This window comes from Streptomyces sp. NPDC057438, from assembly GCF_042802995.1.
Classification (GTDB): domain Bacteria; phylum Actinomycetota; class Actinomycetes; order Streptomycetales; family Streptomycetaceae; genus Streptomyces.
In genome coordinates, this window is the sequence record NZ_JBHVDD010000036.1 from 23,704 (window position 1) to 39,606 (window position 15,903).

A 15,903-nucleotide genomic window follows, 5' to 3' on the forward strand; every position below is an offset into this window, starting at 1 on the left:
CGATGGATCGGTCCACATCGGGCGAGGCTGCCCGCGCGTACTGGCACGAGGTGCTCACCGCCGCGGGGCGGACCGTGGTACCGCGGTGGAGCACCGACCCGGAGAAGGGGACGGGCGTCCTCGAAGTCGCCCTGCCCTACGGGCTGTTGACCGCCACGGACGGGACGGCCGCGCTGCTGGCCGCCCACGCGAAGGTGCTCTCCGCGCTGTCGGGCGAGAGCGAGGTCACCACCGGCCGGCTGGAGGACGGCCGCCTGCTGCCGTGCCGGATCACCGTCGAGCCCGGCGACACCTGGCGCGCGCTGCTGGAGCGGGCCCACCGGGTCACGGCCGAGCTGAGGACGCACGCCGGGTACCCGGTGGACGCCCTGCGGCACGAACTGGGCCTCGCCGAGCCGCCGTTCGAGACCGTGCTCGACACCGGCGGGGGCGACGACGGCCTCGGCGGGGACGCGGTCCTGCGGGTGGGGCCCGTCCACCTCGACGGCGGCCCGGCGCTGCGGCTGCGCTACCGCACCGACGTGCTCGACGAGGACGCCGCGGCCCGGATCGCCGGATACCACCTCACCGCCCTCACCCGGATGGCCGCCGAACCGGACGCCGGGCACGGGCGGCGGAGCCTGGTGTCGGACGGCGAACTCCGGTTCCAGCTCGACGGGCTGGCAGGACCGCACCGCGACCTGCCCGACCGCCGGGTGCACGAACTGTTCGAACAGCGGGTCGTGGCCCACCCGGACGCCGTAGCGGCCGTCCACGGCGACCGGCGGTGGACGTACCGCGAGCTCAACTCCCGTGCCAACCAGCTCGGTCGGGCCCTGCTCGTCCGGGGCCTCGGCCCAGAGGACGTCGTCGCGGTGGTGACCGAGCGGAACCTCGACTGGATGGCGGCCGTCCTCGCGGTGTTCAAGGCGGGCGGCGCCTATCTGCCCGTCGAACCGCACTTCCCCGCCGAGCGCGTCGCCACCATGCTCGCCCGCGCCGGATGCGAGCTGGTGCTCACCGAACGGGGGAACACGGCCACGCTGGACCGGGCGCTGGCCACACGGCCCGGGGTGCGGCGGCTGCTGGTGGAGGACGCGTACGCCGAGGCCCACCAGGACTGCGACCTCGGCCTGGAGATCGCACCGGACCGGCTCGCGTACCTCTACTTCACCTCCGGTTCCACGGGCGAGCCCAAGGGTGCGATGTGCGAGCACGCCGGGATGCTCAACCATCTGCACGCCAAGCTCGACGACCTCGGCATCGGCGAGGGGGACACGGTCGCGCAGACCGCGCCCCAGTGCTTCGACATCTCCCTGTGGCAGCTGCTGGCCGGTCCCCTGGCCGGCGGCCGGACCCTCCTGGTGGAACAGGAGGCGATCCTGGACGTCGGGCGGTTCGTCGACCGCGTCGCGGACGGCCGGGTGAACGTGCTCCAGGTCGTGCCCTCGTACCTCGAAGCGGTCCTCGCCCACCTGGAGCGGCACCCGCGCGAACTGCCCGAGCTGCGGCGGGTGTCGGTGACCGGGGAGGCGCTGAAGAAGGAGCTGGTGGAGCGCTGGTTCGCCCACGCGCCGGGGACACCCCTGGTCAACGCGTACGGACTGACCGAGACCTCGGACGACACCAATCACGAGGTGCTGCACCGGGCTCCGGAGGGGAGCCGGGTGCCCCTGGGCCGGCCCGTGCGGAACGTCCGCGTGTACGTCGTCGACGAGCGGCTCTCCCTCGTGCCGCTGGGCGCGCCGGGGGAGATCGTCTTCTCCGGGGTCTGTGTCGGGCGCGGGTACGTCAACGATCCCGGTCGCACCGCGCACGCCTTCACCACCGACCCGTACCGGCCGGGCGAGCGGCTCTACCGCAGCGGGGACCACGGGCGCTGGCGGCCCGACGGGAAGCTGGAGTTCCTGGGGCGCCGGGACACCCAGGTCAAGGTGCGCGGTTTCCGTATCGAGATCGGCGAGGTGGAGAACGCGCTGCTCGGGGTGGCGGGGGTGCGGGACGGCGCGGTGGTGGTCGCCGGGGGCGGACACCTGGTCGCCTTCCACTCCGGCCGGCCCCTCGCCGCCGGGGAACTGCGGGACCGGCTGGCGGCCTCGCTGCCCGCGTACATGGTGCCGTCGGTGTTCCACTGGCGGGAGAGCCTGCCGCTGACCGCCAACGGCAAGACCGACCGGCGGACGCTGACCGCACTGGCCGGGGAACTCGGCACGGAGGACGGGGACGGGGACGCGGGCGAGCCGCCGGCGACGGCGACCGAGGCGCGACTGGCCGACGCGTGGGCCGAGGTGCTCGGTGTGCCGCGGGCCCGGATCGGCCGGCACGACCACTTCTTCGACCGGGGCGGCACCTCGCTGGCGGCGGTGCGGCTCGCGATCGCCCTGCGGCGGGCCGTGTCCCCCGGGGACGTGACCGCGCATCCGGTGCTGTCCGGCCTGGCCGGGCTGATCGACACGCGGGCAGCCGCCGGCACCGGGAGGCCGTCATGAGCTTCCTGGGCCGCCGCCGCGCGGCCGGGCGCCGCCGGGGGGACACGGCCACGGCGTCCGCGACCGCCCAGCCCCTGCCGGACATCGTGCTGTCGACCGACAGTCCCCCGCTCCTCACGGTCACCCCCGGCGAACCCGCCTCCCGGTGGGCGGCCGGACGGCGGGACGCGCTGCGGGCCGCCGTCGCCGAGCACGGCTCCCTGCTGGTGCGCGGACTGGGGCTCCGGAACGCCACCGAGGTGGGTGAGGTCTTCCGGGGCCTGACCGACACGCTGACCGTCGAGCGGGAGGCGTTCGCGCCCCGGCTGACGTACGCGCAGGGCGTGTACTCGTCGACGGCCTGGCCGTCGAACCAGCCGATGTGCATGCACCACGAGTCGAGCTACGCCCTGGAGTTCCCCGGCCTCCTGTTCTTCGCCTGCCTGGAGGCCGCCGAGCGGGGCGGGGCGACCGGGGTCGCCGACGCGGCGGCCGTACTGGACGCGCTGCCCGCGGAGCTGACCGAGCGGTTCGTGCGGGACGGCTGGCTGCTCACCCGCTCGTACAACGACGAGATCGGGGCATCGGTCGCCGAGGCGTTCGGCACCGACGACCGCGCCGCCGTCGAGGCCTACTGCCGGGCGCGCTCGATCGACGTCGACTGGCGGCCCGACGGGTCGCTGCGCACCCGGCAGCGGCGCCCCGCCGTGCTCCGGCATCCGGTGACCGGGCGCCGCTGCTGGTTCAACCAGATCGCGTTCCTCAGCGGGTGGACCCTGGACGCCGAGGTGCGCGCGTACCTGGTGGACGTGTACGGGGCCGACGGGCTGCCCTTCGACACCCGCTACGGCGACGGCAGCCCGATCGGCGCCGACGTCGTCGGGACGCTGAACGCGGTCTACGAGGCGCACACCGTCCGCCGGGAGTGGCGGCCGGGCGACCTGCTCCTCGTCGACAACATCCGCTGCGCCCACGGCCGTGAGCCCTTCGAGGGTTCCCGCGAGGTGCTGGTGGGCCTGGCCGATCCGGTACGGACGGCCGGTTTCCCGACGAAGGACGAGGTGAGTCGCGTATGACCGAGGTTCCGGGTTTCGCCGTGATCTCCGGCGCTCAGGTGCAGCGGGCCCTGCGGGGCCGGGAGCGGGAGATCGTCGACCTGGTCGAGTCCGCCTATCTCCTGCACGGGGACGGGAGGACGGGCGACACGGTCAACCCGCCGTCGTACTTCCTCCGGTTCCCCGACCGTCCTTCCTCGCGGATCATCGCCCTGCCCGCCGCGCTCGGCGGGAGGTTCCCGGTGGACGGGCTGAAGTGGATCTCCAGTTTTCCGGAGAACACGGCGTCCGGGCTGCCGCGCGCGTCCGCCGTGCTGATCCTCAACGACCATGCCACCGGCTATCCGTTCGCGTGCCTGGAGGCCTCGGTCATCAGCGCGACGAGGACGGCGGCGTCGGCGGCACTGGCCGCCGACCGGCTGAGCGCGCGCCGGGGGACGCCGCGCCCGGCCCGGGTCGGCTTCCTCGGCACCGGCCTGATCGCCCGGTACGTCCACACGTTCCTCGCGGCGACGGACTTCGCGTTCGAGGAGGTGGGGGTGCACGACCTGTCCGCGGAGAGCGCGGCCGGATTCCGGGGGTACCTGGAGCGGTCCGGTGCCACGGGGCGGGTGACCGTGTACGACAGCGCCGAGGACGTGATCCGGGCGAGCGACCTGGTGGTGTTCGCGACGATCGCGGGCGAGCCGCACATCGGTGATCCGAAGTGGTTCGCCCACAACCCGCTGGTGCTGCACGTGTCGCTGCGCGATCTCGCGCCCGAGGTGCTGCTCGCGTCGGCGAACTTCGTCGACGACGTCGAGCACTGCCTCAAGGCGGACACGTCACCGCACCTGACCGAACAGCTCACCGGAAGCCGGGACTTCCTCGACGGAACGCTCCATGACGTCCTCACCGGCCGGGCGGCCGTGCCGGCGGACCGTCCGGTGGTCTTCTCGCCCTTCGGCCTCGGGGTCCTCGACCTCGCGGTCGGCGCCCATGTCCACGGGGAAGTGGCCCGCTGCGGCGGACTGCTGGTCGTGGACGACTTCTTCCACGAGTTGCGCCGCCACGGCTGAGGGGCCGGGCGCAGCGCGTACGACAGTGCACGACCAGGGGGGCAGCGGTGCCAGTCATATCCGTTCCCACGGACTTCAACGAGGAGGAGCTGTACGTCGATCTGTACCAGGTCGTCGGACATCGGCTCTTCCTGAAGTGCGAGGGGTTCAACTTCGCCGGCTCGATCAAGCTCAAGGCCGCGTCCGAGATGGTGCGGGCCGCGGAACGGGAGGGGCGTCTCGCGCCGGGCTCGACGCTCGTGGAGTCGTCGTCAGGGAATCTCGGCGTGGCGCTGGCCATGATCGCGGCGAGCCGGGGCTACCGGTTCCTGTGCGTGACCGATTCCCGGTGCAATCCGCAGACCCGGCGCATGATCGAGGCGCTGGGCAGCCGGGTCCACGTCATCTCCGAGCCGGACCCGCACGGCGGTTTCCTGGGGGCACGGATCTCGTACGTCCGCGCGCTGTGCGCCACCGATCCCCGGTTCGTCTGGCTCGACCAGTACACGAACGAGGCGAACCGGCAGGCGCACTACCGCACCACCGCGCCCGCCGTCGCCCGGCAGTTCCCGTGCCTGGACGTGCTGTTCGTGGGGGTCGGCACCTCCGGGACGCTGATGGGCTGCGCCCAGTGGTTCTGGGAGCGGCGGCGCCGGGTGCGGATCGTCGCCGTGGACAGCGTCGGTTCGGTGGCGTTCGGCGGGGCGCCGGGCCGCCGGATGATCCCGGGGCTCGGCACGAGCGTGGCCCCGGCGCTGCTCGACGCGTCGTACGTGGACGACGTCGTCCGGGTGGAGGAGATCGACACCGTACGGGCCTGTCACCGCATGGCCCGGCGCGGCTTCCTGTTCGGGGGGTCCACCGGCACGGTCGTCAGCGGCGCGGGCGCCTGGCTGGCCCGCAACGGCTCGCCCGACACCACAGCCGTGGCGATCTCCCCGGACCTCGGGGAGCGCTATCTCGACACGATCTACCGGCCGGGCTGGCCGCAGGAGCAGTACGGGGAGGCCGTGCCGGGTCCCGAGGAGGAGTACGGGACGGACGACGTGGGGACGGACGAGCTGGCGGCGCCCGTCTGATGCGGCCTCCGTGATCCGGTGCCGGGCACGTCCGGCCCGGCACCGGACACCCGTCGGCCGGACACCGGTGCATCGCCGTGACGACGTGCCGCCGACGGGTAGGTTCCGGATATGGCATCCAGCACCCACGAAGTGACCAATCAGGCTCCGCCCCTGGTGGACTACGACGTCTTCGCCGCCGACCAGGTGCTCGACGAGGCGGTCGAACGGCATCTGGCGCCGGAGCTGCTGGACGAGGCGCGCGAGGAACTGTCGGGGTTCGGCCGGACGGCGGGCTCCGTCCAGGTGCAGGAGTGGGGGCGGCTGGCGAACGAGAACCCGCCGAAGCTTCGGACGTACGACCGGTACGGGAACCGGGTGGACGAGGTGGAGTTCCATCCCTCGTGGCACCGCCTGCTGGGCAAGGGGGTCTCGGCGGGGCTGACGGCGGCCTGGACGCGGCCCGGCGGGCATGTGCGGCGGGCGGCCGCGTTCGTCGTCTGGACGCAGGTCGAGGCCGGCAACGGCTGCCCGTTGTCGATGACGCACGCGGCGGTGCCCGCCCTGCGCACGGACCCGGCGCTGGCCGCGGAGTGGGAGCCGCGGCTGACGTCCCTGCTCTACGACTGGGACATGCGGCCCGCCGGGCAGAAGGCCGGTGCCCTCTTCGGGATGGGCATGACCGAGAAGCAGGGCGGCAGCGACGTACGCGCCAACGCCACGGCGGCGCGACCGCTGGCCGAGGACGGGACGTACGAGCTGACCGGGCACAAGTGGTTCTGCTCGGCGCCGATGTCGGACGGGTTCCTGGTGCTGGCGCAGGCTCCGGGAGGGCTGACGTGTTTCCTGGTGCCCCGGGTGCTGGCCGACGGGTCGCGGAACGTGTTCCGTATCCAGCGGCTGAAGGAGAAGCTGGGCAACCGGTCGAACGCCTCCGCCGAGGTCGAGTTCGACGGGACGTGGGCGCGCCGGGTCGGGGACGAGGGGCGGGGGGTACGGACGATCATCGGGATGGTGGCGGCCACCCGGCTGGACTGCGCGCTGGGGGCGGCCTCGCTGATGCGGCAGGCGGTGGCGCAGGCGGTGCACCACTGCGCGTACCGGCAGGCGTTCGGCGGGCCGCTGATCGACAAGCCGCTGATGCGCAACGTGCTCGCGGATCTGGCGCTGGAGTCGGAGGCGGCGACGGTACTGGGGATGCGGGTGGCAGCGGCCTACGACGCGGCGGAGGCGGGCGACGACAACGAACGTTCGTTCCTGCGGCTCGCGGTGCCGGTGGCCAAGTACTGGGTGACCAAGCGCTGCACCCCGCTGGTCGCCGAGGCGTCGGAGTGCCTGGGCGGCAACGGTTACGTCGAGGAGTCCGGCATGCCCCGGCTGCTGCGCGAGTCCCCGCTCAACTCGGTCTGGGAGGGCGCCGGGAACGTGCAGGCCCTCGATGTGCTGCGCGCGCTCCAGCGCGAACCGGGGGCCCTGGACGCCTACTTGCGGGAGGTGGGCCGGGCCCGGGGCGCCGACCACCGGCTCGACGCAGCGATCAAGGGCCTGCTGACCGAACTCGCCGACCTGGAAGGCGTCGAGGCCCGCGCGCGCCGGCTCGTGGAGCGGCTCGCCCTCGTCCTGCAAGGCGCGCTCCTGGTGCGGTACGCGCCCCCGGCGGTCGCCGACGCGTTCTGCGCCTCCCGGCTGGGCGGCGACCGGGGCTCGGCCTTCGGCACCCTGCCGCACACGCTGGATCTCGCGTCGATCGTGGAACGGGCGCGTCCGGTCGGCTGAGCCGCTGCCCCGCGAGGGTCGTCCCGCCCGCGGCGGGCGCCCCTCTTTCGGGTGGTCCGACTCTTCCGGGTGGTCCGACGCGGGGGTGGTGCTGCGCCGACACGGCACCACCCCCGCCACCAGAGCCCCCTCGATCGGAGCGCGTACGCCGCACCGGGCGACGTTGAACAAGTGTCAAGGAGGGTCCGGCGGTCCGCCAGGGTTGCAGGGGGTTGCAACTCGTCCGCGCTCTGTGGCCGGAGTGCGTCCCTCCGTGGCCGAGGAACGGCAGACTATGAAGCCCGCAGTCAACGCCGTCGCGCAGATCCGGGCTTCACGGCCACCGGGGCCGAGGAACCACCGGCCTGCCGGGGAGGAACGAGTGCCGCACTCGCCGATGGAAGTCACGCGGCTCACCGCCACGGACGCCGCCCGGGCGGCCCGCATCCTCGGCGAGGTACGCGCCCACACCCTCGACGGACGGCCCTCGAAACCCGCCCCGCGCCCCGCGATCCGCGAGTCCTGGGGGCGGACGGTGCGCAGCGGTGTCGACCCCGACCACGACTTCCGGTCCGATCTCCTCGGCCGCGACGAGATCGAGCGCCGCCGCCGGACCACCCGGCTCCGGCACGTCCTGCCGGTCCTGCGCGAAGGGCTGCTCTCCCTCGCGGACACCACGCAGCACATCATGATGGTCGCGGACGCGGACGCCCGGGTGCTGTGGCGGGAGGGCAGTCCGGCCGTGCTCCGCAAGGCCGACGGGCAGGGGCTCGGCATCGGCGCGGACTGGCGGGAGGAGACCGTCGGCACGAACGGCATCGGCACGCCCCTGGTCTCGCGCCGGGCCGTCCAGGTCTTCTCCGCCGAGCACTTCGTGCGCGCCCTGCACTCCTGGACCTGCACCGGCGCCCCGGTCACGGACCCGCGGGACGGCCGGCTGCTCGGCGTGGTGGACATCAGCGGCCCCCTGGAGACGCTGCACCCCTCCACCCTCGCCCTGGTCGACTCGGTCGCCAAGCTCGCCGAGGCCCGGTTGCGGGACCTGCATCTGACCTCGCTCGAACAGCTGCGCGCGGTGGCGGCGCCGGTGCTGGCCCGGATCGGCGGCCCCGCGGTCGCCGTCGACCGGGACGGCTGGACGGCCGCGGTGACCGGCATGCCGTACACCAGCCGCGTCGCCCTGCCCTCCTCGCTCTCCCCCGGCCGCTGCCGGCTCCCGGCACTCGGGCCGTGCTGCGTCGAGCCGCTGCCCGGCGGCTGGTTGATACGCCCCGCCGCGGACCCGGCGTCCGCCCCGACGGCCACGCACATCACCCTCGACGTCTCGCATCCGCGGCGCTGGAGCGTCACGGTGGCCGGCTGCGCGGGTTCCTGGACGCACGAACTCACCCCCCGCCACGCCGAACTGCTGTACCTGCTCGCCCTCCACCGCGGCGGTCGCAGCGCCTCCGCCCTCGCCGCGGACATGTTCGGCGACCCCGCGCGCACGGTCACCGTCCGCGCCGAGATGTCCCGGGTGCGCCGCTATCTCGGCGCCTTCCTCGACCACCGCCCGTACCGCTTCACCGAGCGGGCCGACGTCGAAGTCCGCCTGCCCGGCAGTCCGTTGGACCTGTTGCCGCACTCCGTGGCACCAGGGGTGGTGCGGGCGCGGGGAACCACTGCCCTCGGCGTCTTCCGCGACGAGGAACCCCCGGGACACGAGAGAGCCGGGCCGGTCGTGTGAGCCCCGCTCGAACATCCGCAACACCTCCCGGTGAACGGATCACGGCCTCGGGGTGAGGGATCTCCCTGTATTTCCCGGGACCTCGGTCCGACACGTGTCCCACTGCCGTAGCATCGCTGCCAGGCCGCCCCACCTGCCTCCCCGTCAAGATCTTCTTCACGGAGGGCAGTTGGCCGTCCCCGGGAGGTTTTATGCAGCACCGCGGCAGGCACCGACGACGCAGAAGGGGACGTGTGCTGCGCGCGTCCCTGGCGGGCACCGCGCTGGCGCTCACGGCGGCGGCCACGCTGATCAGCACCTCGCAGGCCGCGGGCGGCACCACGCCGGGCGCCCTCTCCTCGATCACCTCCGCCGGTGAGCTGCACAGCCTTCGCCTCCGGGAGACCCTGACCGACCCCGCCGTGCTGGGCGCCCTGGCCGGGCGGACGGGCGGCCCGGTCGGGGTCGACGAGGTGCTGCGCAGCGCGAACCACGCGATGCGCGGCAGGGGCGACTGTTTCGACAGCGAGAAGGACAATCTGCCCGTCGAGCCGACGGCCGTGCGGGCGTACTGCTGGGAGGCGGGCGACGCGGTCGACGCCAAGTGGGTCCCCCGCTCGGTCACCACGTCCCGGGACAACAAGGTCATCGCCGCCGGCTGGTCGCACACCGGGGTGCGGAGCGTCCCGCCCGGCGGCGGCTCGGCGCACGCGGCCCGTACCGGCGTGGGCCGGGGCGGCACCGCGGCCGTCCCCGTCGACGAGAAGGGGCTCGCCCGGGTCGCCTTCGTCGACGCGAGCGACCCTGCGAACCTCGTCTACCGATGGGTCCTGCTGGTCGTGCCGACGGCCGGCGGGCAGGGCTTCGAGGGTCTGCGTTCCCGGCTCGGCGGCATGGCCTGGTACGACGACAAGCTGATCGTCACCGCGCGGGGCCCGCAGGGCCGCGCGGGGCAGGACGACTCGCTGTACGTGTTCGACCTCGCCCGCTTCGTGCGCGCCGATGTCACCGACAGCGACGCGATCGGCCGGGCGGGCGACGGCTGGTCGGCCCACCACTACCGGTACGCGCTGCCGGCGGTCGCCGCCTACAGCCCCCCGGCGGGGGACGGCTGCGACGCGCGCGACAACGACGGGGTGCCCTGCCTCGGCTCGCTCTCCCTGGACCGGACGTCGACACCGCCCACGGTCGTCGCGACCGAGCGGTTCCGCCGCGGCCGTGAGGAACCCGCCCGCGTCTGGCGCTACGCCCTCGACATCACCGGCGACCGCACCGGCCTGCTCACCACCGGCGGACGCCGGAGCGACGCCGTCGCCACCGAGGCGTACGAGACGGAGGCCACCGGCGTCCAGGGTGTGCTCGCCCACAAGGGGGGCTGGTACGTCGACCAGACCGCCGAGGAACGCGGCGCGCACGGCACGCTGTGGCGCCAGGACGAGGGCGGGGCCGACGCCGCCAAGTGCCGGGCGGGCGAGTCGAGCGGGACCTCGGACTCGGACCTGGAGTCGTACGCCTGCTGGGGGCGGCACACCTCCTCCCTCTCCTATTCGCCGGAGACGGGCGAGCTGTGGACGCTCACCGACCCCGTCCCGGAGCGCCTGCTCTACGCGGTGCGACTGCGCGACGTCGACAGCGCGCTGGACTAGGGCCCTTCTGACGGACCCCGGCGGCCCGGCCCGGCCTTGGAGACGGGCCGGGCCCCGTGGTTGTCTGGGCCCATGAGCAGCAGCCCCGTCACCACCTGGTCCCTGGAGCAGACCTCGCCCAGCGATCTGCTTCCCGCCGCGGCACCCGAGGGCGACGACGTCCGCATCGTGCGTGCCGAGGTCCCCTCTCCCGAGTTCAGCCGTTTCCTGTACGCCTCGGTGGGCGGGGACATCCGCTGGATCGACCGGCTGTCGTGGTCGTACGAGCGGTGGCAGGAGCAGTTGGGGCGGCCCGGTGTGGAGACCTGGGTCGCCCACGACCGGGGCACGCCCGCCGGGTACGTGGAGCTGGAACCGCAGGACGACGGGGTCGTGGAGATCGCGTACTTCGGGCTGGTCCCCGCTTTCCGGGGCCGGCGCATCGGCGGACATCTGCTGTCGTACGGGACGGCCCGTGCCTGGGACCTCGCCGAGCGCTGGCCGGAGCTGCCGCCGACCAAGCGGGTCTGGCTGCACACCTGCTCCCTGGACGGGGAGCACGCCATGGGGAACTACCAGCGGCGGGGTTTCCGGCTGTTCGACACGAAGGTGACCGAGGAGGCGGACGTCCCGGCGCCGGGCCCCTGGCCCGGAGCGACCGTTCCCACACCATGACCCATATCACACCGTCTCGCCATGCGAGACATCCCTGTCCGACATGTGGATAACGGTGGACTCGGTCTAAAGAGCCGTGCCACGCTTCCGTCATGTCTGGAACTGGAATTGCCTTGGTGAGTCGGCGGCACGTCGACCTCGGCCGCATGTCCAGCGCCATCTGTCCGGTGAGCTGACGCCCGACCGCGAGGGGTTGGACGACCCCGGGCCACAGCGCCGTACCCTCCCCTGTTTCAGCCCGCGCAAGGACGCGCAGGCGCCGCACACGCTGCCCGCGTGTGCCCGCATGCGCGCGCAAGCGCAGGTCAGAGCCGCCTCCCCGCCTTTCCCGAAGGACATACACCCATGGCCGCCACCCCGCAGAACCCCGCCACGCCCCGCCGCAAGGTGAGCCGTCACCGTGGTGAGGGCCAGTGGGCCGCGGGACACTTCACCCCGCTGAACGGCAACGAGCAGTTCAAGAAGGACGACGACGGTCTCAATGTGCGGACGCGTATTGAGACGATCTACTCCAAGCGTGGCTTCGACTCGATCGACCCCAATGACCTGCGCGGCCGAATGCGCTGGTGGGGGCTCTACACCCAGCGCAAGCCCGGGATCGACGGCGGCAAGACCGCGATCCTGGAGCCGGAGGAGCTGGACGACAAGTACTTCATGCTGCGGGTGCGGATCGACGGCGGCCGCCTCACCACCCGCCAGCTGAGGGTGATCGGCGAGATCTCGCAGGAGTTCGCGCGGGGCACGGCGGACATCACCGACCGGCAGAACGTCCAGTACCACTGGATCCGGGTCGAGGACGTGCCGGAGATCTGGGAGCGGCTGGAGGCGGTGGGCCTGTCCACCACCGAGGCCTGCGGTGACACCCCGCGTGTGATCATCGGCTCACCCGTCGCGGGGATCGCCGCGGACGAGATCATCGACGGCACACCCGCGATGGCGGAGATCCAGCGGCGGATCATCGGCAACCCTGACTTCTCGAACCTGCCCCGCAAGTTCAAGTCCGCGATCTCCGGCTCGCCGCTGCTCGACGTGGCGCACGAGATCAACGACATCGCGTTCGTCGGTGTCCGCCACCCCGAGCACGGCCCCGGCTTCGACCTGTGGGTCGGCGGCGGCCTCTCCACCAACCCCAAGATCGGTCAGCGGCTCGGCGCGTGGGTGCCGCTGGACGAGGTCGCGGACGTGTACGAGGGCGTCATCTCGATCTTCCGTGACTACGGCTACCGACGGCTGCGCACCCGCGCCCGCCTGAAGTTCCTGCTCGCCGACTGGGGCACGGAGAAGTTCCGCCAGGTCCTGGAGGACGAGTACCTCAAGCGCAAGCTGGTCGACGGCCCCGCGCCCGACCAGCCGGTGGCCCGCTGGCGCGACCACGTGGGCGTGCACCCGCAGAACGACGGCCGGTTCTACGTCGGGTTCGCCCCGCGCGTCGGCCGCGTGGACGGCACCACGCTGACCAAGATCGCCGACCTCGCCGAGGCGCACGGCTCCGGTCGGGTCGCGACCACCGTCGAGCAGAAGATGATCGTGCTCGACGTCACCGAGGAGCAGGTCGACTCGCTCGTCGCCGGCCTGGAGGCGCTGGACCTCACGGTGAACCCGTCGCCGTTCCGGCGCGGCACCATGGCCTGCACCGGTATCGAGTACTGCAAGCTGGCCATCGTCGAGACCAAGGCGCGCGGCTCGCTGCTGATCGACGAACTGGAGCGCCGCATCCCGGAGTTCGACGAGCCGATCACCATCAACATCAACGGCTGCCCGAACGCCTGCGCCCGTATCCAGGTGGCGGACATCGGTCTCAAGGGCCAGCTCGTCCTGAACGACGCGGGCGAGCAGGTCGAGGGCTACCAGGTGCACCTGGGCGGCGCGCTCGGTCTGGAGGCCGGTTTCGGCCGCAAGGTGCGCGGTCTGAAGGTCACGGCCGACGAGCTGCCGGACTACGTCGAGCGCGTGCTCAAGCGCTTCCAGGAGGAGCGCGAGGACGGCGAGCGGTTCGCCGCGTGGGTCACCCGCGCCGACGAGGGGGCCCTGTCGTGAGCGAGCGAGCCGCCCCCTTCTACTGCCCCTACTGCGGTGACGAGGACCTGCGCCCCAACGAGACCGGACACGGCGCGTGGGAATGCGGAGCCTGCAACCGAGCCTTCCAGGTGAAGTTCCTCGGGCTGCTGGCCCGGGGACTTCAGCGAGCCGACAGCGGAGGGGATCACATATGACTGCCGTCCAGGCGGATTCCGGCACATCGGCCTCCTCGCCGGACACGGCCGGCCCGGAGGAGGCGCGACGCGCCGAGCTCAAGGCGCTCGCCGAGCAGGCCGGCCGCGACCTGGAGGACGCCTCGGCGCTGGAGATCCTCCAGTGGGCCGTGGACACCTTCGGCAACCGCTTCTGCGTGACGTCGTCCATGGAGGACGCGGTGGTCGCCCACCTCGCCTCCCGCGCCAGGCCCGGCGTGGACGTCGTGTTCCTCGACACCGGCTACCACTTCCCGGAGACCATCGGCACCCGGGACGCCGTCGAGGCCGTGATGGACGTCAACGTCATCACGATCACCCCGCGGCAGACCGTCGCCGAGCAGGACGCCGAGTACGGGCCGAGGCTGCACGACCGCGACCCCGACCTGTGCTGCTTCCTGCGCAAGGTCAAGCCGCTCGAAGAGGGTCTGACCCGGTTCGACGCGTGGGCGACCGGACTGCGCCGCGACGAGTCCGAGAGCCGGGCGAACACCCCGGTCGTCGGCTGGGACGACAAGCGCGGCAAGGTCAAGGTCTCCCCGATAGCGCGCTGGACGCAGGACGACGTGGACGCCTACGTCACCGAGCACGGCGTGCTCACCAACCCCCTGCTCATGGACGGCTACGCCTCCGTGGGCTGCGCCCCCTGCACCCGCCGGGTCGCCCCGGGCGAGGACGCGCGGGCCGGCCGCTGGGCGGGCAACGCCAAGACCGAGTGCGGGCTGCACCTGTGAGCGCCGCCGTGCCCGCCGACACCGCAGAGACAGCCGACACCGTCGGGAGCACCGTCCCCGGGACGGGCCGTGCCCCCGCGACGAACCAGGAGAACCACGTGACGACCGGAGCCACCGGAGCCACCGTCTGGCTCACGGGTCTGCCGAGCGCCGGCAAGACCACCATCGCCCATGAGCTGGCGGGCCGCCTGCGCGAGGACGGCCACCTCGTGGAGGTCCTCGACGGCGACGAGATCCGCGAGTTCCTCACCGCGGGCCTGGGCTTCAGCCGCGCCGACCGCCACACCAACGTGCAGCGCATCGGCTTCGTCGCCGACCTGCTCGCCCGGAACGGCGTCCTCGTGCTCGTACCGGTCATCGCGCCGTACGCCGACAGCCGTGAGGCGGTCCGGGCGCGCCATGCGGTGAGCGGTGCCGCGTACGTCGAGGTACATGTGGCCACGCCGGTCGAGGTGTGCTCGGAGCGTGACGTGAAGGGTCTGTACGCCAAGCAGGCGGCCGGGGAGATCTCCGGGCTGACCGGGGTCGACGACCCGTACGAGGCTCCCGCGCACCCGGACCTGCGCATCGAGTCGCAGGACCAGACGGTCCAGGAGTCCGCCGCTCTCGTCCACAAGCTGCTCACCGAGAAGGGCCTGGCATGACGACGACCGTCGCCGCCGTCTCCGGGGAGACCGGCACCCCGTACACGCTGTCCCACCTGGACGCGCTGGAGTCCGAGGCCGTCCACATCTTCCGCGAGGTCGCGGGCGAGTTCGAGCGGCCGGTGATCCTCTTCTCCGGCGGCAAGGACTCCATCGTCATGCTGCACCTGGCGCTGAAGGCGTTCGCCCCCGCGGCGGTGCCCTTCACGCTGCTGCACGTGGACACCGGGCACAACTTCCCCGAGGTCCTGGAGTACCGCGACCGCACCGTCGCCGAGCACGGGCTGCGGCTGCACGTGGCCTCCGTCCAGGACTACATCGACCGCGGCGTCCTGCGCGAGCGCCCCGACGGCACCCGCAACCCGCTGCAGACCGTGCCGCTCACCGAGAAGATCCAGGCGGAGAAGTTCGACGCCGTCTTCGGCGGTGGCCGCCGGGACGAGGAGAAGGCGCGCGCCAAGGAGCGGGTGTTCTCGCTGCGGGACGAGTTCTCGCAGTGGGACCCGCGCCGTCAGCGGCCCGAGCTGTGGAACCTCTACAACGGCCGTCACGCGCCCGGCGAGCACGTCCGGGTCTTCCCGCTCTCCAACTGGACCGAGCTGGACGTCTGGCAGTACATCGCCCGTGAGGGCATCGCACTGCCGGAGATCTACTTCGCCCACGAGCGCGAGGTGTTCCAGCGGGCCGGCATGTGGCTGACCGCGGGCGACTGGGGCGGCCCCAAGGAGGGCGAGACCGTCGAGAAGCGTCTCGTCCGCTACCGGACCGTCGGGGACATGTCCTGCACGGGCGCCGTCGACTCCGACGCGGTGACGCTGGAGCAGGTCATCACCGAGATCGCCGCCTCCCGGCTGACCGAACGGGGCGCGACCCGCGCCGACGACAAGATGTCCGAGGCCGCGATGGAAGACCGCAAGCGCGAGGGGTACTTCTAAGC

At 72.8% G+C, this 15,903-nt stretch carries 14 protein-coding genes; all 14 read left to right on the forward strand.

The annotated features are described in order from the left end of the window. The first annotated feature begins 2 nt into the window (after positions 1-2). The 14 genes from ACFU5F_RS20885 (at position 3) to cysD (ending at position 15,901) form a co-directional block, all read left to right on the forward strand. Positions 3-2,468, forward strand: coding sequence for an amino acid adenylation domain-containing protein (locus ACFU5F_RS20885; protein WP_383889256.1), 2,466 nt, complete (start codon positions 3-5; stop codon positions 2,466-2,468). Continuing rightward, the gene (locus tag ACFU5F_RS20890; RefSeq protein ID WP_383889259.1) at positions 2,465-3,523 is read left to right on the forward strand and encodes a TauD/TfdA family dioxygenase; all 1,059 of its coding nucleotides are present in this window, start codon (positions 2,465-2,467) and stop codon (positions 3,521-3,523) included. Before ACFU5F_RS20885 ends, ACFU5F_RS20890 begins: the two co-directional genes overlap by 4 nt. Further along, positions 3,520-4,560: a 2,3-diaminopropionate biosynthesis protein SbnB gene (gene sbnB / locus ACFU5F_RS20895; protein WP_383889262.1), complete on the forward strand. Its 1,041-nt coding sequence runs from the start codon at positions 3,520-3,522 to the stop codon at positions 4,558-4,560. Before ACFU5F_RS20890 ends, sbnB begins: the two co-directional genes overlap by 4 nt. A gap of 47 nt (positions 4,561-4,607) precedes the next feature. Next, on the forward strand, positions 4,608-5,618 hold the full coding sequence (gene sbnA / locus ACFU5F_RS20900; protein WP_383889265.1) for a 2,3-diaminopropionate biosynthesis protein SbnA: 1,011 nt from the start codon (positions 4,608-4,610) through the stop codon (positions 5,616-5,618). 111 nt (positions 5,619-5,729) lie between these two features. Continuing rightward, the gene (locus ACFU5F_RS20905; protein ID WP_383889268.1) at positions 5,730-7,373 is read left to right on the forward strand and encodes an acyl-CoA dehydrogenase family protein; all 1,644 of its coding nucleotides are present in this window, start codon (positions 5,730-5,732) and stop codon (positions 7,371-7,373) included. A 376-nt stretch (positions 7,374-7,749) separates the two neighbouring features. After that, positions 7,750-9,078 carry a GAF domain-containing protein gene (locus tag ACFU5F_RS20910; RefSeq protein WP_383889363.1) on the forward strand — a complete coding sequence of 443 codons (1,329 nt, stop codon included), beginning with the start codon at positions 7,750-7,752 and terminating at the stop codon, positions 9,076-9,078. A gap of 191 nt (positions 9,079-9,269) precedes the next feature. Then, the gene (locus ACFU5F_RS20915) at positions 9,270-10,703 is read left to right on the forward strand and encodes a hypothetical protein (RefSeq protein WP_383889271.1); all 1,434 of its coding nucleotides are present in this window, start codon (positions 9,270-9,272) and stop codon (positions 10,701-10,703) included. 72 nt (positions 10,704-10,775) lie between these two features. After that, entirely contained in the window at positions 10,776-11,357 is a 582-nt protein-coding gene (locus ACFU5F_RS20920; RefSeq protein ID WP_383889274.1) for a GNAT family N-acetyltransferase, read from the forward strand. Positions 11,358-11,449: 92 nt separating this feature from the next. Continuing rightward, a complete protein-coding gene (locus tag ACFU5F_RS20925; protein ID WP_309474722.1) occupies positions 11,450-11,533 on the forward strand; it encodes a putative leader peptide in 84 nt (27 codons plus the stop codon). Between the two features lie 169 nt (positions 11,534-11,702). Further along, positions 11,703-13,394, forward strand: a complete 1,692-nt coding sequence (locus ACFU5F_RS20930) for a nitrite/sulfite reductase (protein WP_383889277.1) — start codon at positions 11,703-11,705, stop codon at positions 13,392-13,394. Next, the gene (locus ACFU5F_RS20935; protein WP_383889280.1) at positions 13,391-13,570 is read left to right on the forward strand and encodes a hypothetical protein; all 180 of its coding nucleotides are present in this window, start codon (positions 13,391-13,393) and stop codon (positions 13,568-13,570) included. Before ACFU5F_RS20930 ends, ACFU5F_RS20935 begins: the two co-directional genes overlap by 4 nt. Then, positions 13,567-14,322 (forward strand): phosphoadenylyl-sulfate reductase, encoded by a 756-nt coding sequence (locus ACFU5F_RS20940; RefSeq protein WP_383889283.1) that lies wholly within the window; start codon positions 13,567-13,569, stop codon positions 14,320-14,322. Before ACFU5F_RS20935 ends, ACFU5F_RS20940 begins: the two co-directional genes overlap by 4 nt. A gap of 98 nt (positions 14,323-14,420) precedes the next feature. Next, on the forward strand, positions 14,421-14,966 hold the full coding sequence (gene cysC / locus ACFU5F_RS20945) for an adenylyl-sulfate kinase (protein WP_383889286.1): 546 nt from the start codon (positions 14,421-14,423) through the stop codon (positions 14,964-14,966). Further along, complete coding sequence (gene cysD, locus ACFU5F_RS20950) at positions 14,963-15,901, forward strand: sulfate adenylyltransferase subunit CysD (RefSeq protein WP_383889288.1); 939 nt, start codon at positions 14,963-14,965, stop codon at positions 15,899-15,901. Before cysC ends, cysD begins: the two co-directional genes overlap by 4 nt. The last annotated feature ends 2 nt before the right edge of the window (positions 15,902-15,903 follow it).